Origin of the sequence: Saccharomonospora cyanea NA-134 (genome assembly GCF_000244975.1) — a bacterium.
Taxonomy (GTDB): domain Bacteria; phylum Actinomycetota; class Actinomycetes; order Mycobacteriales; family Pseudonocardiaceae; genus Saccharomonospora; species Saccharomonospora cyanea.
In genome coordinates, this window is record NZ_CM001440.1 from 278,536 (window position 1) to 297,295 (window position 18,760).

The 18,760-nt window shown below is 70.1% G+C and carries 22 protein-coding genes; 8 read left to right on the forward strand and 14 right to left on the reverse strand.

What is annotated here, in order from left to right; all coding sequences use genetic code 11:
* Positions 1–23: 23 nt before the first annotated feature.
* The gene (locus SACCYDRAFT_RS01400; RefSeq protein WP_043536048.1) at positions 24–398 is read right to left on the reverse strand and encodes a hypothetical protein; all 375 of its coding nucleotides are present in this window, start codon (positions 396–398) and stop codon (positions 24–26) included.
* A 118-nt stretch (positions 399–516) separates the two neighbouring features.
* Between SACCYDRAFT_RS01400 and SACCYDRAFT_RS01405 the strand changes: the two genes are divergently transcribed.
* Positions 517–963, forward strand: a complete 447-nt coding sequence (locus tag SACCYDRAFT_RS01405; protein WP_005452922.1) for a MerR family transcriptional regulator — start codon at positions 517–519, stop codon at positions 961–963.
* A 107-nt stretch (positions 964–1,070) separates the two neighbouring features.
* Here SACCYDRAFT_RS01405 and SACCYDRAFT_RS01410 read toward each other — a convergent pair whose 3' ends face one another.
* Positions 1,071–2,012, reverse strand: coding sequence for an ADP-ribosylglycohydrolase family protein (locus SACCYDRAFT_RS01410; protein ID WP_005452924.1), 942 nt, complete (start codon positions 2,010–2,012; stop codon positions 1,071–1,073).
* A 93-nt stretch (positions 2,013–2,105) separates the two neighbouring features.
* On the opposite strand from SACCYDRAFT_RS01410, the gene SACCYDRAFT_RS01415 reads away from it, so the two are divergent.
* Positions 2,106–3,722: a peptide chain release factor 3 gene (locus SACCYDRAFT_RS01415; RefSeq protein WP_005452925.1), complete on the forward strand. Its 1,617-nt coding sequence runs from the start codon at positions 2,106–2,108 to the stop codon at positions 3,720–3,722.
* 37 nt (positions 3,723–3,759) lie between these two features.
* Here the strand turns inward: SACCYDRAFT_RS01415 and SACCYDRAFT_RS01420 are convergent, their stop codons facing one another.
* From SACCYDRAFT_RS01420 to SACCYDRAFT_RS01445, 8 genes are all read right to left on the reverse strand, one after another.
* Positions 3,760–4,224 carry a DUF1203 domain-containing protein gene (locus SACCYDRAFT_RS01420; RefSeq protein ID WP_005452926.1) on the reverse strand — a complete coding sequence of 155 codons (465 nt, stop codon included), beginning with the start codon at positions 4,222–4,224 and terminating at the stop codon, positions 3,760–3,762.
* Positions 4,225–4,253: 29 nt separating this feature from the next.
* The gene (locus tag SACCYDRAFT_RS01425; protein ID WP_005452927.1) at positions 4,254–4,715 is read right to left on the reverse strand and encodes a DoxX family protein; all 462 of its coding nucleotides are present in this window, start codon (positions 4,713–4,715) and stop codon (positions 4,254–4,256) included.
* Between the two features lie 124 nt (positions 4,716–4,839).
* Positions 4,840–5,664 (reverse strand): ABC transporter permease, encoded by an 825-nt coding sequence (locus tag SACCYDRAFT_RS01430; protein ID WP_005452928.1) that lies wholly within the window; start codon positions 5,662–5,664, stop codon positions 4,840–4,842.
* Positions 5,661–5,990, reverse strand: coding sequence for an ATP-binding cassette domain-containing protein (locus SACCYDRAFT_RS26730; protein WP_232283762.1), 330 nt, complete (start codon positions 5,988–5,990; stop codon positions 5,661–5,663). The genes SACCYDRAFT_RS01430 and SACCYDRAFT_RS26730 overlap by 4 nt, the downstream gene beginning before the upstream one ends.
* A 17-nt stretch (positions 5,991–6,007) precedes the next feature.
* A complete protein-coding gene (locus SACCYDRAFT_RS27135) occupies positions 6,008–6,232 on the reverse strand; it encodes an ATP-binding cassette domain-containing protein (RefSeq protein ID WP_269744640.1) in 225 nt (74 codons plus the stop codon).
* 68 nt (positions 6,233–6,300) lie between these two features.
* Positions 6,301–6,561, reverse strand: coding sequence for an ATP-binding cassette domain-containing protein (locus tag SACCYDRAFT_RS27140; RefSeq protein WP_269744642.1), 261 nt, complete (start codon positions 6,559–6,561; stop codon positions 6,301–6,303).
* Between the two features lie 134 nt (positions 6,562–6,695).
* Complete coding sequence (locus tag SACCYDRAFT_RS01440; RefSeq protein WP_005452929.1) at positions 6,696–6,890, reverse strand: hypothetical protein; 195 nt, start codon at positions 6,888–6,890, stop codon at positions 6,696–6,698.
* Between the two features lie 100 nt (positions 6,891–6,990).
* Positions 6,991–7,599 carry a DUF4190 domain-containing protein gene (locus SACCYDRAFT_RS01445; RefSeq protein WP_005452931.1) on the reverse strand — a complete coding sequence of 203 codons (609 nt, stop codon included), beginning with the start codon at positions 7,597–7,599 and terminating at the stop codon, positions 6,991–6,993.
* 168 nt (positions 7,600–7,767) lie between these two features.
* Here SACCYDRAFT_RS01445 and SACCYDRAFT_RS01450 point away from each other — a divergent pair, with 168 nt between their 5' ends.
* From SACCYDRAFT_RS01450 to SACCYDRAFT_RS01475, 6 genes are all read left to right on the forward strand, one after another.
* Positions 7,768–9,015, forward strand: a complete 1,248-nt coding sequence (locus SACCYDRAFT_RS01450) for a sensor histidine kinase (protein ID WP_198284968.1) — start codon at positions 7,768–7,770, stop codon at positions 9,013–9,015.
* 21 nt (positions 9,016–9,036) lie between these two features.
* Entirely contained in the window at positions 9,037–9,696 is a 660-nt protein-coding gene (locus SACCYDRAFT_RS01455; RefSeq protein WP_043536052.1) for a response regulator transcription factor, read from the forward strand.
* 161 nt (positions 9,697–9,857) lie between these two features.
* Complete coding sequence (locus SACCYDRAFT_RS01460; protein WP_005452937.1) at positions 9,858–12,623, forward strand: sensor histidine kinase; 2,766 nt, start codon at positions 9,858–9,860, stop codon at positions 12,621–12,623.
* Positions 12,624–12,631: 8 nt separating this feature from the next.
* On the forward strand, positions 12,632–13,042 hold the full coding sequence (locus SACCYDRAFT_RS01465) for a roadblock/LC7 domain-containing protein (protein WP_005452939.1): 411 nt from the start codon (positions 12,632–12,634) through the stop codon (positions 13,040–13,042).
* Complete coding sequence (locus SACCYDRAFT_RS01470; RefSeq protein WP_005452941.1) at positions 13,039–13,410, forward strand: DUF742 domain-containing protein; 372 nt, start codon at positions 13,039–13,041, stop codon at positions 13,408–13,410. Before SACCYDRAFT_RS01465 ends, SACCYDRAFT_RS01470 begins: the two co-directional genes overlap by 4 nt.
* Complete coding sequence (locus SACCYDRAFT_RS01475; protein ID WP_005452942.1) at positions 13,391–13,984, forward strand: GTP-binding protein; 594 nt, start codon at positions 13,391–13,393, stop codon at positions 13,982–13,984. Before SACCYDRAFT_RS01470 ends, SACCYDRAFT_RS01475 begins: the two co-directional genes overlap by 20 nt.
* A 71-nt stretch (positions 13,985–14,055) precedes the next feature.
* Here SACCYDRAFT_RS01475 and SACCYDRAFT_RS01480 read toward each other — a convergent pair whose 3' ends face one another.
* From SACCYDRAFT_RS01480 to SACCYDRAFT_RS01495, 4 genes are all read right to left on the reverse strand, one after another.
* Complete coding sequence (locus SACCYDRAFT_RS01480) at positions 14,056–14,676, reverse strand: class I SAM-dependent methyltransferase (protein ID WP_043536975.1); 621 nt, start codon at positions 14,674–14,676, stop codon at positions 14,056–14,058.
* 151 nt (positions 14,677–14,827) lie between these two features.
* Positions 14,828–16,111, reverse strand: coding sequence for a glycolate oxidase subunit GlcF (gene glcF / locus SACCYDRAFT_RS01485; RefSeq protein WP_005452945.1), 1,284 nt, complete (start codon positions 16,109–16,111; stop codon positions 14,828–14,830).
* Positions 16,108–17,226: an FAD-binding oxidoreductase gene (locus tag SACCYDRAFT_RS01490; RefSeq protein WP_005452948.1), complete on the reverse strand. Its 1,119-nt coding sequence runs from the start codon at positions 17,224–17,226 to the stop codon at positions 16,108–16,110. The genes glcF and SACCYDRAFT_RS01490 overlap by 4 nt, the downstream gene beginning before the upstream one ends.
* Entirely contained in the window at positions 17,223–18,674 is a 1,452-nt protein-coding gene (locus SACCYDRAFT_RS01495) for an FAD-linked oxidase C-terminal domain-containing protein (RefSeq protein WP_043536977.1), read from the reverse strand. Before SACCYDRAFT_RS01495 ends, SACCYDRAFT_RS01490 begins: the two co-directional genes overlap by 4 nt.
* Positions 18,675–18,760 lie beyond the last annotated feature (86 nt).

Consider the following 18,760-nt stretch of genomic DNA (forward strand, 5'->3'; position numbering starts at 1 on the left):
GTGAGTCTTCGTGCGGCGTGGGGTCAGGCGTCCGCGGTGGCCAGTTCCTCCAGTGCCGAGCGCACGTCGGACAGGTGCGTCGGCCACGCGTCCTTCACCGCCTGCCACGCGGCGCGCAGTGACACGTTCTCGGCGAGCACGAGTACCGGCCCCTCGCCCCACCTGCTGGCCACCACCGTGCCGACGCGGTCGGCCTCGTCGGGCAGCGGCGCGCCGCCCGGGAGGAAGTCCACGGTGAGCGATGCGCCCGAGCCCGTGCCCGTGACATCGTCGGTGACACCTCGCATGGCCGCGCGGTAGCCGCGCAGGACGCTTCTCTTGTGGCGCTCCGCCGGGAACGGGGTGGTGGGGTGGGCGGCGTTGTACGCCTCCACGGACTCGAACATCTCTGGTGTCACAGAAGCGAATTCTACCCTGACGTTAGGGCAAGTTTGCGTGACCTCCTCGGCTCTCGTTCTCGCTTACCGGTCCTTTGTAGACATTCTGCGTCCAAGATCGAAAAGGAGTACGGTGATCATGTCACCGGCCGAGGAAGTGAGGGTTCATCACGTGGATGAGCACATGCGCATCGGTGAAGTGTCCGCCCGGACGGGCCTCTCCCTGCGCACCATCCGCTACTACGAGGAAGTCGGACTGGTGACCCCCAGCGCGCGCAGCCAGGGAGGCTTCCGCCTGTACACGGAGCCGGACGTCGCGCGCCTGACACTCGTTCGCCGGATGAAACCCCTCGGGTTCCAGCTCGACGAGATGAAGGAGCTGCTCGACCTCCTGTATCCGGCGCAGCGGACCGGCGACGGCGCCGGGACGCTCGACGAGCACGAACTGCGCAGGTTGCGCGAGTTCACCGAGCGAGCGGAACGTCGCTGCGCGCAACTGCGGGCCACCCTCGACACGGCTGAGGACTTCGCGGCCATGCTCCGCGACAGCCTCACCCGCCACCTGGAACGAGCCCGCCGCGCCTGAAGGCACCGTGTCCGCAGGTTACGTACGCGTGTCCGGAGCTCCCGTCCGTGTGGTCACACGCGCGCCGTGAGGTTGTGTGCACAGACTGCGGACACGATGTCCGCGGGTCACGCCAGGTGTTCGGCGTAGAGATGGAGGTCCTTCGCGGCTTCGAGTCGGGACACGGCGTGGGACGGTAGCGCTGTGTAGCCGCTGTGCGCGCCCGCGAGGGCACCGGCCATCGCGGCGACGGTGTCGGTGTCCCCTCCCGCGCGGATGGCGAACCGGAGGGTGGCATCCGGCCTGCCGGGGTGCCGCAGGAACGCCAGCAGGGCCAGCGGCACCGAGGCGGGCGCGGACACGTCGTTGCCCAGCTCCGCGGCGGCCTCTGCCGGGTCGGCCTCCTGCTCGGCCAGTTCGACCACACGGTCGAGCTTGTCCTCCCACAGCGGCGAGGGCACGGCCTGGCGCACCGGTGGCACGAACTCCCGGGCCCGCACGGGCTCCGTGGGGGCGAGTTCGAGTGCGAGGTGGGCGGCCACGGCCTGACACACGGCGCCGTGCAGCGCGTCGGGATGGGCGTGGGTGACCTCGGCACTGCGGCGGGCGAGTTCCGCGACTTCCCGGACGTCACCGCCCACGAGCGCGATCGGTGCGACCCGCATCGCGCCGCCGTTGCCGAACGATCCGTCGGGGAACACGGCGCGGATCGCCTCACGCCACGCTGTGCCCGCCACGATGAGCTCGAACGACTTGGTGACGCCGCCGCCGTAGCCGCGCCACGGTTCGGCGCGCCACGCCTCGGCGAACTCCAGCGCGAGCACGTCGGCGTCGATGCGGCCGGTCGCCGTTCGCGGCGTGCCGCCGAGCCGGCGCGAGAGGTGCCGGGCGAGCACGAGCGCCAGCGCCGTGTCGTCGGTGTGGCGGAGCAGGTCGGTGCCGTTCTGCATGGCGATGATGTCGGCCTCGGTGACCCCGGACCTGCCTTCGAAGGGGGCGCCGAGGCAGTCGCCGAGCGCGAGCCCGAACAGCAGGCCGCGCGCCTTGTCGATACGGGACGTGTCATCCATCGCAGGGCTTCCTCGCTGTCTCGCCGGCACCCCTCGGACACCTCGCCGGTACCCTGGTCCGGGTATGTGCATCTCCGATCAGGACAGCTTGGCATGAGTTCTCGTGCGAGCGCAGCTACTTCTCCGGGTGGCGACGTCGCGGCGCAGGCACGCCGTCGACGGTCGTTCGCCGTCATCAGCCACCCCGACGCGGGCAAGTCGACGTTGACGGAGGCGTTGGCTCTGCACGCGCGCGTGATCGCCGAGGCGGGCGCCGTGCACGGGAAGGCGGGCAGACAGGGCGTGGTGTCCGACTGGATGGAGATGGAGCGCGCCCGCGGCATCTCGATCACGTCGGCGGCGTTGCAGTTCGCCTACCGCGACGCGGTGGTGAACCTGCTGGACACGCCGGGTCACGCGGACTTCTCCGAGGACACCTACCGGGTGTTGTCGGCCGTCGACTCGGCGGTGATGCTGCTGGACGCCGCGAAGGGCCTGGAGCCGCAGACGTTGAAGCTGTTCGACGTGTGCCGCCACCGCGGTATCCCGGTGATCACGTTCATCAACAAGTGGGACCGCCCCGGCCGGGAGGCCCTCGCCCTCTGCGACGAGCTCACGGAGCGCATCGGGCTGACCCCGATGCCGTTGACGTGGCCTGTCGGCGAAGCCGGCCGGTTCCGCGGTGTCCTCGACGTCACGGACGGCTCGTTCGTGGCGTTCGAGCGGACCGCGGGCGGTGCCACGGTGGCCGGGGAGCAGCGGTTGCCCGCCACGCGTGCCGAGGAGGAGCTGGGGGAGGACTTCACCCGCGCGACGGAGGAGGCGGAGCTCGTCGCCGCGTCGGGTGGGGAGTTCGACCTCTCCGCCTACCTGCGGGGCAGCGCGACGCCGGTGCTGTTCGGCGCCGCGGTGCTGAACTTCGGGGTTCGGCATCTGCTGGACCTGCTGGTCGAGCTGGCGCCGAGGCCCGAGCCCAGGGTGGACGTCGACGGCAACCCCCGCCCGCTGGACGACGAGTTCTCGGCGTTCGTGTTCAAGGTGCAGACGGGTATGGACCCGGCGCATCGCGACCAGGTGGCGTTCGCGCGGGTGTGTTCGGGGGTGTTCGAACGGGGCATGGTGGTCACGAACGCCACCACGAAACGGCCGTTCGCCACGAAGTACGCCCACCAGGTCTTCGGGCAGCAACGCTCCACAGTGGACGTCGCGTATCCCGGTGACGTGATCGGCCTGGTCAACGCCTCCGCGCTGCGGGTCGGCGACACTCTGTACGCCGGGAAGCCCGCGGTGCGGTTCCCCGGTCTGCCGAGCTTCGCGCCCGCGCACTTCGCGGTGGCGCGGCCCTCGGACCTCAGCAAGGCCAAGCAGTTCCGCAAGGGGGTGGAGCAGTTGTCGTCGGAGGGCGTGGTGCAGTTGCTGACCTCCGATCTGCGGGGGGACGCCGCTCCCGTGTTCGCGGCGGTGGGGCCGATGCAGTTCGAGGTCGCCGCCCACCGCATGGAGTACGAGTTCAACTCGCCGGTGAAGCTCGACCGGTTGCCGTACTCGACGGTGCGGAGGTTGGCCGACCCGGCGCAGCGCGCGCTGGTGGACGCGGGCCGCAACAGTGAGGTGCTGACCCGGGCCGACGGCACCGACCTGGCGTTGTTCGCCGACGACATGAGCATGCGCCTCCTGCTGCGCCGCCACCCGGAGCTCCGGTTGGAGGCGCTGGTCGCGACCGGCGACTGAGCTCCGCCGTCCTGCCGTACCCGGTCCGCACCGCCGCTCAGTCGGGCAGCGCCGTACACAGGTAGCAGCCCGCGGTGGCGCTGCGCACGTGGATGTAGTCCACGTCGGGCCGGGCCAGCAGCTCGTCGAGCGCGGGCTCGGCGTCGGCGTGCGCGACCCGGTGGGCCAGGACGAGCCGCCTGCCGTCGCCGTAGCAGTTGAGCAGCAGGCCGCTGCGGCCGAGTCTCGCCGGGTAGACACCCGGTTCCGCGTAGGGCTCGCAGCGCCGCTCGTGGACGAAGACCGGGCCGGGAAGGGGAACGTCCTCGCGCTCGCGGAAGGGGTCGTAGGTGAACGCGATGAGCGCCTCCCTGCCCGGCTCGATGGCGTCGAGGCACACCCGGCACGGAGCGGCTTCGGTCGGCACCTCGCGCCACGCCGGGTGTCCGTAGCCGGGGGCCCGTAGCGTGGTGCGGACCTCGTCGGCCAGCGCGGTGTCCATCGGTACGATCCGGAAACCCATGCCCCGACCCTGCCTTGCCAGGGCGGAGGTCACCGGCGGTTTTCCGACCTGGACCTCACGTTGTCCACGGCCCAGCGGCCGGGACCGAAGACCGCGAGGAGCAGGAAGATCCAACTGTACAGCGCCGCGGGCTCGCCCATGTTCTCCAGCGGGAACAGGGCTGTCGGCTGGTGCACGACGAAGTAGGCGTAGGCCATGGCCCCCGAGCACAACAGCGCCGCCGGCCGTGTGAACAGCCCGGCCAGCACCAGGCCGCCCGCGCCGACCTCGATCACGCTCGCCCACCAGCCCGGCCACGAACCGAACGGCACGCCCGTGCCCGCGCCGTCGATGCCGCCGAACGCGCCGAATCCCTGAACGCCGTGGCAGACGAAGAGGAATGCCACCACCATCCGGAACACGGCGAGCACGCTCGCCTCGGTCCGGCTCCGCCGTGACGTCGTGGTCGCGGACTCGGTGGTGTGCGGGGTCCTCCCGGTGGTGACGCTCATAGCTCGCTCCCTCATGTCTCGGTGTCGTCACCAGGACGTCGAACGGGAGCGGCCGACTTCGACATCACCACCGAACTTTCTTCCGGCCGGTTCTCCCTTCGACGGGAGCGGCCGTGGGCGCGGTTCAGAACCAGCCGCGTTCGCGGGCGAGCCTGGCCGCCTCGGTGCGGTTGCGGGCGTCGGTTCGTCGCGGTGTGCGCTGGAGGTCGTGGTCATGGTTTCGCACGACGATAGGACAGCGCGGCCACACCGGCCATGACCACGGTCCACCCGGCGAGCACGGCGAGGTGACCGACGACCGCCGCGCCGTCGAACTGGGCCGTCGCCAGCCCGGCGAGGTGGTAGGTCGGCAGGACGAGGCGACGGTGCCGAAGAAGCCGGGCAGGATCTCCAGCGGCATCCACAGCCCGGCGACGACCGCGGTCGGCATCAGGATCGCGTGGAGCACCGCCGTGGTGGTGTTGGGTTTGGCCTGGAATCCCGCGGCCAGGCCGAGCAGCGCGAACGGCACGGCGCCGAGGACGAGAACGCCGTACAGGCGCAGCACCTCGAACACGGAGGCCTGCAACGTCCCGGTCAGCGCGGCGGTGAGCGTCATCGCCAGCAACACGCCCACCGAGTAGGGCAGCGCGGCGAGCACCTTGGCCGCCAGTGTCACCGGCAACGGCACCGCCTGCACCCGCTTCACCCGTAGCCAACCGATCTGGCGGTCCTGCGCCACGCCGATGCCCGGGTTCGTCAACGTCACGGTCAACACGCCGAAGGTGCCGAAGGTGGCCAGCATCCGAGTGCCCGCGGACAGCTCCTCCGACGAGTAGCCACCGAACATCGACACGAACAGGGCGAAGAAACCGACCGGCATCAGGATCGAGAAGAACAGCGCGGTGGGTTCCCGCCAGATCGCCCGCAGCTCGTCGAGAACCTCCACGTCGAGCAGTCGCCGAGTCACCGGACCACCTCCTGCCGCGCGCGCTGCGGTCGCGAGGTGGGTGTCACGACCGCCTCCTCCAGCCCCGCGCCCTCGACCCGGAGATCGCTCAGTTCGGGGTCCTCGGCGAGCAGTCGCCGCAACAGTGCCTCGGGGGAGCGAGTGGCGATCCGGACCAGCTCTCCCTCCCGGTCGAGCGAGGCCACCCCGGGCAGTGCGGTGAGCACGTCGTCGTCGAGGACGGTGCGTGCGACGACCGTGCGGTCCGGCAACCGGGAGATCAACTTCTCCGGGGTGTCCGAGGCGAGCACCCGGCCCCGGTCGATCACCACGACGCGGTCGGACACGGTCGCCGCCTCGTCGATCAGGTGGGTGGTGAGCAGGATCGCCGTGCCCTTCGCCCGCCGTGTCGCGAGGATCTGCCAGAACCGCCTGCGGACGGGTGTGTCCAGCCCGCAGGCGGTTCGTCGAGTACCAGCAGTGCCGGATCGTTGACCAGCGCCATGGCCAGTTGCAGGCGCTGTTTCTGGCCTCCGGACAGCTTCGCCGCGCGGCGGTCGGCCAGGTCGGTCAGTCCCAGTTCCGCCATGATCGGCCCGGCGCTCGACCTCGGCAGTCCACCCCGGACAGCCGAACCGGCGACCAGCTCGCCGACCTTCAGCGTGCTGGGGTGGCCCAGCGATGCTGCACGACCCCCAACCACCGCCGCGTCGAGGCGTTCCTCGGATCACCACCGGCCAGACTGATCTCACCCCGCTGCCGGGGCAGCAACCCCACGAGCAGGTTCACCAGCGTCGTCTTGCCCGCACCGTTGGGGCCGAGCAGTGCCACGCACCCGCCTGCCCCGACGGTCAGGTCGACGCCGTCGAGGGCCGTCGTCCCGCCGTAGCGGTGAGCCAACCCCCGCGCACTCAACACCGTTCGCACATCTCCTCCACTGTCGTCTCGAAAGAGACCGTGCCCGTCGGGGCCGGTTCCCGGTAGTGAAGGTGTGGCACGTGCGGGGAGTGACGAATGTCAACCGCGCTGGTGGCGGCACGGTCAGACGTTGTTCAACGAGTGGTGAGAGCCGCGGCCAGGCACCACACGGCCGCCGCTGCCAGAGCGGCGGCCAGCACGCCCGGCCACCACTCCGAGGTGGAAGCTGCCAGAGACACCTGTATCGCCGCCGTCGTCGCGAACGTCAGCGCGAGGACGAACAGGGCCATGCGGGTGGTTGGCCACGGTCTCGGAATACGTTGCGGCATCGACACCGGCCTCCTCGGTGCGGGACATGCGGGATATCGCTCGTCCCGCCCCGGGAGTTACTCCGGTGGTGCCAGGTCACACGGTGCTCGAACGGTGCGATCAGAAGTCGGAGCAGGAGGCGGTGTTGTACGCCCCGCTGGCCGTGGCGGTCCTGGCCTCCTTGCCGTCGACGATCACGGTGCACTCCACGCTGCCGCCCTCGGCACCGAGGGTGACACTGAGCGAGCCGCCCTTGAGGAGTCCACTGGCCTCGGTGGTCTTCTCCCACGGCAGTTCGGTGACGTCCTCGGTCGCCGAGCTCGTGCTGTCGCCGTAGGTCGTGTAGGAGATGGTGGCCTCGGGCGCGTCGCCGGTCACCCGGTAGGTGATGTCCACCGTGCGGTCGGCCTCTTCGGTGATCTCCTTCGCCGCCTGGTCGTAGGCGAGGTACATCACGACGCTGACCACCACGCCGAGGATGGACAGCACGAGCCCGGCGATCGAGAGCCCCTTGTTGGTGGCCTTCCGCGCCTTCACGCGGGAGATGCCCACGGCGGAGAAGATCACGCCCAGCACGACCAGGGGCCAGGCCAGAATGCCGATGAACGGCAGCGGCGACAGGATCAGTCCGATGAGGCCGACGACGAACCCGGCGGTGCCCAGCCCGTTGCGGGCCACCTCAGGCGACGCAGTGGGGGCCGCCGTCCTCGTGTCCGGTCGTGTTGTCATGTCCAGTCCTCCCAGTTGGTTGCGATGCTCGACATGCAACCGCGTTCGCCGCCTCCGCCGCGTCGCCCGCGGGTCGGTGATCTCGTACGACTTAAGTCGTCGTCCACGGCCCGCGCGAGCGCCGATCCGCTGATCACTCCTTCCGGCTCGCCGCCGTACGCTCGGGCAATGCGCGAGTCCGCCTCCTCCCGAGCCAGGTCCGTGCTCGGCGTGCTGGTCACGGTGCTTGCCGTCGGTACGAGCGTGTTGAGCAGCCTCTACGTGTTCGCCGCGGAGACCTACGTTCCGCACTCGGAGCAACTCGACGTCACGTGGCGACCCGCGCTCGGAGTGCTCGCCGCACTCACGGCGGGCGTGCTCCTGTGCTGGCGACACAGCCGCCCCGTCGTGGTGACGGGAGTGGCCGTCATTCCGCCGGTGGTGTTCGTGGCCGACGCTCTCGCCGCGTTGATCTCGCTCGCGGCGCTGACCGCGCACCGGCGCGACCGGGTCGGCTGGCTCGGGGTGGCGGCCGTGTTCGTGGCCACCACCGTGGGGGTGGCCCACGACGCGCACCGGCACGCCGACGTCTCGGTCATCAAGATCATCTTTGGGGCGGACGGGGTTCCGTTCGTGGTCGTCGTGCTCGTGGCGGCGCTGCTGACGGCCATCCCCGCCGCACTCGGCACGCACCGGGGCACGAAACGCGAGCTGGCGCGACACACGCAGGCCGAGCGGGCGTTGCAGGCGGAGATGGCCCGAAAGGACGAGCGTTCCCGCATCGCCAGGGAGATGCACGACGTCCTGGGCCACCGGCTGTCGCTGCTGTCCCTGCACGCGGGAGCCCTGGAAGTCATGGCGCCACAGGAGTCCGACCGTGCGGCGGAGGTCGCGCGCACGGTCCGGACCACGGCGCGGCAGTCGCTGGAGGACCTGCGTCAGGTGATCGGCGTGCTCAAGGACGGCAGGGGGTTCGGCTCCCAGGCGCCCGACCGGCCCCGAAGATACGGCCCGCCCGGGCTGACGGATCTGCCCACGCTGATCGGCAACACCCGGGAGGCAGGTCTGCCGGTGAACGTCACCGTGCTCGTCGACAACGCGGGTGAGGCACCGGAAACACTGGCCACGACCGCCTACCGCGTGGTGCAGGAGTCGCTCACCAACGTCCTCAAGCACGCACCCTCGACGACCGTGGACGTGACGGTGCGAGGCGGCCCCGGAGTCGGTCTGACGGTGGAGATCGGCAACCCGCTGCCCGAGTCCGCGCCGGCCGAGGCGCCGATCGGTTCGGGCAGCGGTCTCGCCGGGCTCGCCGAGCGGGTGGCGCAGCTGGAGGGCACCATCAGCTACGGCTCCACCGAGCAGGGCCGCTTCGCCGTCAAGGCGTGGCTGCCCTGGGCGCAGGGGGGAGACGCGGGCGGTGTGAGAGCCGGGTGAACAGCTCCCTAGCATGGCCGGGTGCCGCTGCGTGTAGTGCTCGTCGACGACGATCCGCTGGTCCGGACCGGTCTCGCCATGATTCTCGACAGCACGCCGGACATCGAGGTCGTAGGACAGGCGAGCGACGGTGACGAGGTCGTGCCCCTGGTCAACCGGCACGCGCCTGACGTCGTCGTCATGGACATCCGGATGGCCCGCATGGACGGGCTCGCCGCGACGGCGGCGGTCCGCGCGCTGCCCCGGCCACCCAAGGTACTGGTCCTGACCACGTTCGACCTCGACGAATACGTGTTCGACGCGCTCACGGCGGGCGCCAACGGCTTCCTGCTCAAGGAGAGCTCACCGCAGGAGATCATCGACGCGGTACGCGTGGTCGCGCGAGGTGAGTCGATGCTGTCTCCCCGAAGCACAACGCAGTTGATCGGTCACTTCGTGTCGTTGAAGGCGAATCCACGGCGTCGGGAGGCCGCGGTGAAACTGAGCACACTGACCGATCGCGAACGCGAGGTCGTCACAGCGGTTGCGCAGGGAAAACCCAACGCGGGCATCGCCGAGGAGCTGTTCATGAGTGAGGCCACCGTGAAGACGCACATCACACGGGTCTTTGCCAAACTCGACGTCGCAAATAGAGTCCAGCTGACAATTTTCGCCTACGAGGCGGGCCTCGTGACTCCGTGACAGTCGCTTCCCACGCGACCCGGCGGACACACGTCATATTGACTCTCGTGAAGACACCTGCCTAACCTCGCGCTAAGCGGCGGCTTAGCGATGTCGGAGGCTGCGTTGAGTCCGTCGCACGGGTTTGGGGGCCCAATGAGATACGTGTCGCTGGAAGGGCCTTGAGCGCGTTGTTGAACAAGAGTGCCGCCTCACACAGTGGGCGTTCGACCATTCGCACCCGAGTGCTCGCCATCGCCTTCATCCCGAGCCTCGTGTTCCTGCTGACCGGCGTCGTGCTCACCGTGTACCTCGTCTTCGACGCGATACAGACCCGGTCCTTCAGCACCAAGGTTCACGAAGCCGCCAGACCCGCCGGTGTGCTGTTCGCGAACGTGCGCGAGGAACGCAGGCTGACGCTGCAGGAGCTCGCCATGACACGGTCGCTGCGGGTGGAGCTCACGGAGCAGCGCAAGCGGACCGACTCCGCGGCCAGTGGTATGGCCGACGACCTGCAGAGCATCGCCGAGGACGCCCCGGACAACGTCCGGCAGCACATCCGCGACGCCGAGGAGCGGATCTCGCGGCTCGGGGAGTTCCGCCGGGACGTCGACGCGGGGAACGTGTCGCTGCAGGAGGCGTACGACTTCTACAACGGGATCATCGACTCCTACGTGCTCGGCCTGAACGGCGTGGCGCAGGAGACGCCGAGCGCCGAGACGGCGTACAAGCGCATGGTGGCGATGCCGCTGTTCGTGAGCGCGGACGCCATGTCGCGTGGTGACGCGCTCGCCGCCGCAGGTATCGCGGGCGGCGGGCTGACCGAACAGGAGTTCCGCACCTACATCGGTCAGGTCGGTGCCTACCACTCCACGTTGCAGCAGTCGGTGCCCGACATGATCCCGTCGGTCCGCGAGAAGTACGAGGCGCTGGTGTCCGGCGACGCGTGGAAGACGCTGACCAGCGTCGAGAACGCGTTCCTGCGGGGCAACACCACCGACCTGCCCGTGGCCGAGCCCGCGTGGCGAGCCGCGGCCGCCGAGGTCGGTGCCACACTGTGGAACCTCTACGTCGAACAAAGCACGGTGGCCACCGACCTCGCGCTCGACGAGGCGGACTCGACGCTGTACACGTCGATCATCGCGGGCGCGGCGATCATCGCGGCCGCCCTGGCGGTGTTCCTGCTGGCGTGGCGGTTGTCCGACCGGCTGGTGAAACGGCTCGTCGCACTCCGAGAGGCCACTCTCGACGTCGCCGAGGAACGCATGCCCCGCATCGTCGAACGGCTCCGAAAGGGAGAGCAGGTGGACCTCGCCACCGAGGTTTCCTACCTCGACCACGGTGACGACGAGATCGGCCAGGTCGCGGAGGCCTTCAACCAGGCACAGCGCACCGCCATCGCGGCGGCCGTCGACGAGGCCAAGACCAGGGAGGGCACCCAGAAGGTCTTCCTCAACATCGCCCACCGCAGCCAGGTCATCGTGCACCGGCAGCTGTCGGCACTCGACGCCGCCGAGCGCAAGCAGGAGGACCCCGACCAGCTCGACCTGCTGTTCAAGCTCGACCACCTTTCGACGCGGGCACGCCGCAACGCCGAGAACCTGATCATTCTGGGTGGCGAGCAGCCCGGCAGGCAGTTCCGCAACCCCGTGCCGGTGGGCGACATCGTGCGCGGTGCGATCGCCGAGACCGAGGACTACAAGCGCGTCAGCATGGGCAAGCTGCCCGGCTCCGCCGTCGCGGGCCCCGCCGTCAGCGACCTGGTGCACCTGCTCGCCGAGTTGATCGACAACGCGACGTCGTTCTCACCACCGCAGTCGCGGGTGGAGGTGCGTGGCGAGCTCGTGGGCCGGGGCGCGGTCATCGAGATCGAGGACCAGGGCATCGGTATGGAGCCCGAGGAACTGGACCGGCTCAACGAGATGCTGCGCAACCCGCCGGACTTCAGCTTCATGGCGCTGTCCGAGGAACCGAGGCTCGGACTGTTCGTGGTCGCCAGGCTGGCGGCGAAACACGGTCTCACCGTGACCCTGCGCGACTCGGCCTACGGCGGCACCCGGGCGATCGTGCTCGTGCGCGCCGACCTGCTGAGCGACGTGCCGGGTGACGAGGACGTCACGACACCACCCGAGACCGCTCGGGAACCGCAGAGCGACAGCCCGGTGGCGCCGGTCAGTCGCAGGCCGAGAGCCCTCCCGAGGCGCAACGGCAGCGAGAAGGTCAACGGCGCGAACGCGACCACCGTGACCACCACGCTGGAGCCGACGTTCACCGACGACCCGGGAACGGCCACCGTGCGCCGCGCGCCGGTGTCGCCGCCGAGCGAGCCCAAGCAGCTGCCCGCGGGCGGTGGCGACCACCTCGACCGCCCCGAACTGCCCCGGCGCAGGCGTCGCGGTGAGGAGGAGCCGGAAAACCCGGCGGGCGACCACTCCGAGAACACCGTCGAAGCCGTGCAGGGAGAACTGCTGGAGGAGGACGTGCTCGAGTGGACGCCGGACTCGTCGCGGAGCGTGGGCAGGCACGCCGAGGAGGACGCGGAGTCGGAGCCGACTCGATACGTGCCCAAGCTGCCGAGGGAACTGCCGAGAGCGGCACGCCCGGCCGGGGAGTCCCGGCCCCGGCACCAGGCCCGGCCCGCGCACGAGCGGCCGGTGCAGCCCGGTGGCCCGGAGAGCGCCAGGCCCGTCTCCGCCACGCCGCCCGCCGAAGGCGGCCTCGACGGGGAACGGCCGCCGCTACCGCGTCGCCGCAAGCAGCAGAACCTCGCGCCGCAGCTCATGGACGACACCAGCACCCTCGATCGCGTGGGTGGCGGTGATGTCGCCGGGAACGAGGACGCCGGCGACACCTCGCCCGAGCAGGCCCGCAGCAGGCTCTCGGCGTTCCAGCAGGGAACCCGCCGAGCTCGACAGCACCAACCCGGCCCCGACGATTCTGGAGACTGAGGAACACCATGGCCAACTCGGTAGTCAACGAACTCGACTGGCTGCTCGACGATTTGGTGAGCCAGGTCGCTGGAGCCGACCGAGCTGTCGTCCTGTCGTCCGACGGACTGCTGATCGGTCGTTCGAGCAACTTGTCCGAAGGGGACGGTGAGCATCTCTCGGCCGTCGCCTCCGCCTTCCAGAGCCTCGCGAGGGGCACGGGACGGCACTTCGGCGGAGGGCAGGTGAGGCAGACGGTCGTCGAGATGGACCACGCCTTCCTGTTCGTCACGGCGGCCGGGCGCGGTGCGTGCCTCGCGCTGCTGACGTCCGAGGACGCGGACATGGGCATGGTGGCCTACGCGATGAACATGATGGTGAAGCGCGTCGGCGCCGTGCTGAGCGCCGCGCCTCGGGTGGAGCACCACATCACGCCATGAGCCGAGACGACGAGGAGATGTGGTCGGACGAGGGCGCTGGCCTCGTCCGCTCGTATGTCGTGACCGGCGGCCGGACCCGGTCGGACAACTACGGCCTCGACATGATGACGCTGGTGGTGGCGCTGTGCACTCCGGCAGAGGCCACGCATCTCCCCGAGGAGTACGCGAAGATCGTCCGGCTGTGCCAACACCCGATGTCGGTGGCGGAGGTCGGAGGTCACATCGACCTCCCCCTGCCCGTGGTGAAGGTTCTGCTCAGTGATTTGATCGAGCAGAACTACGTGATCTTCCGTAAGGCCGCGCCCCCGACCGAAACACCCAACAAGCACGTACTGCAGGCGGTTCTCGATGGTATCCGCAAACTCTGACGACCGGCGCCTGAGGGCGACGGCGGTGAAGCTGCTGATCGCCGGTGGTTTCGGTGTCGGCAAGACGACGATGGTGGGCTCGGTGAGCGAGGTACCGCCCTTGCGTACCGAGGAGATGCTGACGTCCGCGTCGGAAGGCGTCGACGATCTTTCCGGCGTGGAGGCCAAGAGCACCACCACGGTGGCGCTGGACTTCGGGCGCATCACGATCAGCCCCGACCTGATCCTGTACCTGTTCGGCACACCGGGACAGGACCGGTTCTGGTTCATGTGGGACGAGCTGGCGCAGGGGGCGCTCGGCGCGGTGGTCCTCGCGGACACGCGCCGGTTGGAGTCCTGTTTCCCCGCCGTGGACTTCTTCGAACGCAGGGGGCTGCCGTTCGTCGTCGGCGTGAACTGTTTCGACAAAGCCCACCGGTACGGCACCGAGGAGGTGCGCGCGGCGCTCGACGTGGGTCCGGGGGTGCCGGTGTTGCTGTGCGACGCGCGCGACCGCGAGTCCACCAAGCAGGTCCTCGTCACCCTGATCCAGCACGTGATGGCATCGGCGAACATGGTCCCGGCCCCGTACTGACATCGTGTCCGCAGGTTGTGCACGCGTGTCCGCACTTCCTGTACGGGTGTTCGCACTTCCCGTACGCGGGTTCAGCGGGCGGGGCGTGCCGTCACCTGGATCATGGGACTCGCCGGCACCCAACGGGGGAGCTCGGCGAACTCCTCCACCTCGTCGAGCTCGAACTCGCCACGACGCCGCAGAGTGCCGAGAGTGTTCCGGTTGGGGTGACAGCCTGCGCCGAGGACCTTCCACAACGGTGTGATGCGGTCCTGAACGCGGGCCAGACGGCCGTCGCCCCGGACGTGTTCCAGCAGCACCAGCCGCCCGTCGTCGCGCAGCACGCGCCGAGCCTCCGCGAGTGCCGCGTCCGGGTCGGTGACGGTGCAGAGCACGAGCGTGAACACCACCGCGTCGAAGGAGGCGTCGGCGAACGGCAGCGCCTCGGCCGACGCGTCGGAGACATCCACGGGGATGCTCGTTTCGGCGGCTCGGCGAGCCAGCCGAACCCTCATGGCCGGGTCCGGCTCGACGGCCACGACACGCTCCGCAGAGCGGAGATAGGGCAGGTTGGCGCCGGTGCCCGCGCCGACGTCGAGGACCGCCCCCGTCAGGCCGTGCAGCAGTGCCTCGCGACGCTGCCCGAGGAAGCTTCGCTCTGCGGCGGCGTTCAGCCGGTCGTAGTACGCGGCGAAGATTCGGTGTGCTCGCACGTGTCCCACGCTAGTGCCTGAACGCCCGGAGCGTCGGCCGTCGTGTCCGCAGCTTGTCGACGCGTGTCCGCAGTTCCGGTACGTGTGTCCGCACTTCTCGAACGCGTGGCCGCGCCACAGGCTGCGGACACGCGTGCACAGGCTGGGTCGGCTACCCCTCGGTCCCGTTGATCGCCCGGTCCAGTAGTTGGACCGGATGCATCATGGGGACGTCGTCGAGGTAGCGGCGGATCTGCAACAGGCAACCCGGGTTGGCCGTCACCAGCAGGTCCGGCGCGACGGCGCGGACGTTGCCCGCCTTACGTTCACCGAGCTCGGCGGCGGGTTCCGGCTGGACGAGGTTGTAGATGCCCGCCGACCCACAACACAGTTCGGCCTCCGGCAGATCCACCACTTCCAGTCCGGGGATGGTGCGCAGCACGGCCCTCGGCTGCTCGCGCACTCCCTGCGCGTGGCCGAGGTGGCACGCGTCGTGGTAGGCGACCCTGGCCTCCATCCGCTGCCTCGGCGCCCGCGGTTCCAGCTCCGCGAGCAGCTCGCTCACGTCCCGCACCTTGGCGCTGAACTCCCGCGCGCGGTCGGCCCACTCGGGGTCGTCGGCCAGCAGGTGCGCGTACTCCTTCATCGACGACCCGCACCCGGCCACGTTCACGACGATGGTGTCCACCGGCAGTTTCTCGAACGTGGCGATGGTGCGCTTGGCGCGGTCGACGGCGTGTTCCTCGCGGCCCGCGTGCAGCCCCAACGCGCCACAGCAGCCCTGCTGCCTGGGCGTCAGCACCTCACAGCCCTCGGCGGCGAGCACGCGCTGCGTGGCGGCGTTGACCTCGTGGAAGAACACGTCCTGCACGCAGCCGGAGAGCATGGCGACCCGTCGCCGCACCGGCCCCTTCGGCCGGACGCGCCGGGGCAGGGACGCGAACGCGTCCCGCAGCCGCACGGGAGGGAGCAGCGCCTGGGCGGCACGCAGCCGTGGCGGGAGCACGCGTTCGAGGAGTTTCGGCACCCCGGACTTCTGGTAGGCCAGGCCCAGTACCGCCGCCGCACGCAGCCTGCGCCGATAGGGGAACAGCGCGAAGATGGCGTTCCGGAACAGCCGGTCGGGTGTCCGCCGCTCGACGTTGCGTTCGATCTGCGGGCGCGTGGCCTCCAGCAGCCGGTCGTACTGCACGCCGGACGGGCACGCGGTCACGCAGGCCATGCAGCCCAGGCACGCGTCGATGTGCTGGGTGAACGATCCGTCCAGCCCGATCTCGCCGCGTTCCGCGAGGTCCATCAGGTAGATCCGGCCGCGTGGGGAGTCCATCTCCTCTCCCCACAGCTGGTACGTCGGACACGTCGGCAGGCAGAACCCGCAGTGCACGCAGTCGTCGAGCAACTCCCTTTCCGGTGGGTTGTGGGAGTCGAAACTCGACTGTCCAGAAAGCTCGGTCACGGTGTCGCCTCCCGATCGTCCAACCACGACCCGAGGCGGCCGGGGCACAACCGGCCCTCCGGGTCGAGTTCGTCCTTCAGCGCCCGCAGCACCCGCACTGCCGACGGAACCTGGCCCCAGGCGCGCACGCCTCGTGGTACGGCGCGCCGGACCACGGAGGTGCCCTGCGCGGCCGTGACGGCGTCGTGCACCGTCTCGATGTCCGGGTCGGGCACGGACAACGTCGCCACTCCCGTGCCGAGCCCGACGGCCGCCCCGGTGCCGCCGGTGCCGCACGCGGCGAGCACGCCGGGCAGCCTGCTGGGCCGCACTCCGATCCGGACGCTCGCCGCCTCGACCAGTTCGGCGTGCCGGGCCCACACCGTGTCGGCGGAGTCCTCGTCGAGCACGGTGCCTCCGAGGTCGGCCGCGAGCCGGCGTGCCCGTGCCTCGGTGCCTTCGGTGGTGCCTTCCAGCCGGGCCAGCAGCATCCCGTCGAACCACTCCAGGGCCACGGGTTCGCTCTGCCCCGACAGCACCGAGACGGCGTGTTCCGCGGCGGTGTGCAGGGGAACCTCGACACACACCGTGCGGGTGGCCGACGGGATCGGGTGTACCCGCAGCACGATCTCGGCGAGCAGCCCGAACACGCCGTAGGAGCCGTGTGCGAGTTTGGCCAGGTCGTAGCCCGCGACGTTCTTGATGACGTGCCCACCGGTGCGGGCCACGGTGCCGTCGGCGAGCACGACCGTCGCGCCGATCACCAGGTCGCGCAGTGAACCGTAGGCCAGCGACAGCGGCCCGGAGTCCGCCGTCGCGACGAGACCGCCGACGGTGGCGCCGCGTTGCGTCCTGGCCGCGTCGAACGCGATCCGCTGCCGGTGTGCCGCGAGTTCGGCTTCGAGGACACGCAACGGCGTCCCGGCCCTGACGGACACGGTCATGTCCGCCGGGTTGTAGGTGAGCACTCCCGTCATCCGGGTCGTGTCGAGCACGGTCGGGGCGATCCGCGCGGGATCGGCCCAGCCCGACGCGGTCCCGGCCCCGCGGATCTCGACGGGTCCTTGGGTGTCGGCGAGCGCCTCGTGCGCCTCGTGGATGTCGGTGGGCGCGAGCATGGTCGGCGTCGACGTCATAGCCGTTCGATCACTCCTGCCTCCTCCAGCGGGTGCGGGCGGTAGGGGCCCGGAGCCTCGCCGCAGAGCCTCGGCGTGGGCAGCAGCTTGCCGGGGTTGCACAGGCGCCGCGGGTCGAACGCCGAGCGCACACGGTCCATCGTGGTGAGGTCGTCGACGCCGAACATGCGTGGCATCGAACATGCCTTGTCGGTGCCGATGCCGTGTTCGCCGGACAGCGAGCCGCCCAGCTCGACACACAGTTCCGCGATCTGCTTGGACAACTTCTCGGCACGGTCCTGCTCGCCCGCGGCGGTGCTGTAGAGCACCAGCGGGTGGAGGTTGCCGTCGCCCGCGTGGAACACGTTGGCCACGCGCAGGCCCTCCTCGCGGCCCATCTCCTCGATGCGGCCGAGGACCTCGGCGAGGCGCGTACGGGGCACCACGCCGTCCTGCACGAAGTAGTCGGGGCTGATGCGTCCGACGGCGGCGAAGGCGGCCTTGCGGCCCTTCCAGATCTTGGCGCGTTCGACCGCGTTGCCCGCGATGTGCAGCCGCGTGCACCCGTGCCGTTCGCAGATGGCCTTGACCTGCTCGAACTGTTCGGCGCACTCGGTGGCGGGCCCGTCGAGCTCCACCACGAGCGCGGCGGCCGTGCTCAGCGTGTACCCGGCGTGCACGGCCTGCTCGGCGGCCTGGATGGCGAGGTTGTCCATCATCTCGACCGCGGCGGGCACGATGCCCGCGGCCACGATGTCGCTCACCACCTCTCCCGCGTCGCGTACGGAGTCGAAGTCGGCGAGCAGCGTGCGAACGGTCTCCGGCACCGGCAGCAGCCGCACCGTGACCTCGCAGACGATGCCGAGCGTGCCTTCCGAGCCGATGAACACGCCGCGCAGGTCGGGCCCGAGTTGCTCGCCCGTGTCGCCGCCGAGCGTGACCACGTCTCCGTCGGGCAGCACGACGGTCATCGACAGCACGTGGTTGGTGGTGAAGCCGTACTTCAGGCAGTGGGCGCCGCCGGAGTTCTCCGCCACGTTGCCGCCGATCGTGCAGACCTGCTGGCTGGACGGGTCGGGCGCGTAGTAGAGCCCGTGCGGCGCCGCGGCCCTGGTGATGTCGAGGTTGGTGACGCCGGGTTGCAGGGTGGCGCGCCGGTCGACGGGGTCGACCTCCAGCACCCGACGCAGTCGCTGGAGTGAGATCACCACGCCGTCGGCGACGGGCAGTGCGCCCCCGGACAGCCCGGTCCCGGCGCCTCTCGCCACGTACGGCACGCCGTGGTCGTGGCACGTGCGCACGGCGGCGGCGACGCTCGCGGTGTCGGTGGGCAGCACCACGAGATCGGGAACCACGCGGAAACCGGTGAGCCCGTCGCATTCGTAGCTGCGCAGGCCGACCGGGTCGGAGATGACGTTGTCCTCGCCGACCGCGGCGGCCAGTGTCGAACGCACCGTCGCGTCGAGCATCAGCACCCACCCGCTTTCCGCTTCACGGAATGTCATTGCCGCTCTAAGGAAACGTTACCGCTCGGTGGGGCGTGGTCAAGACTTGT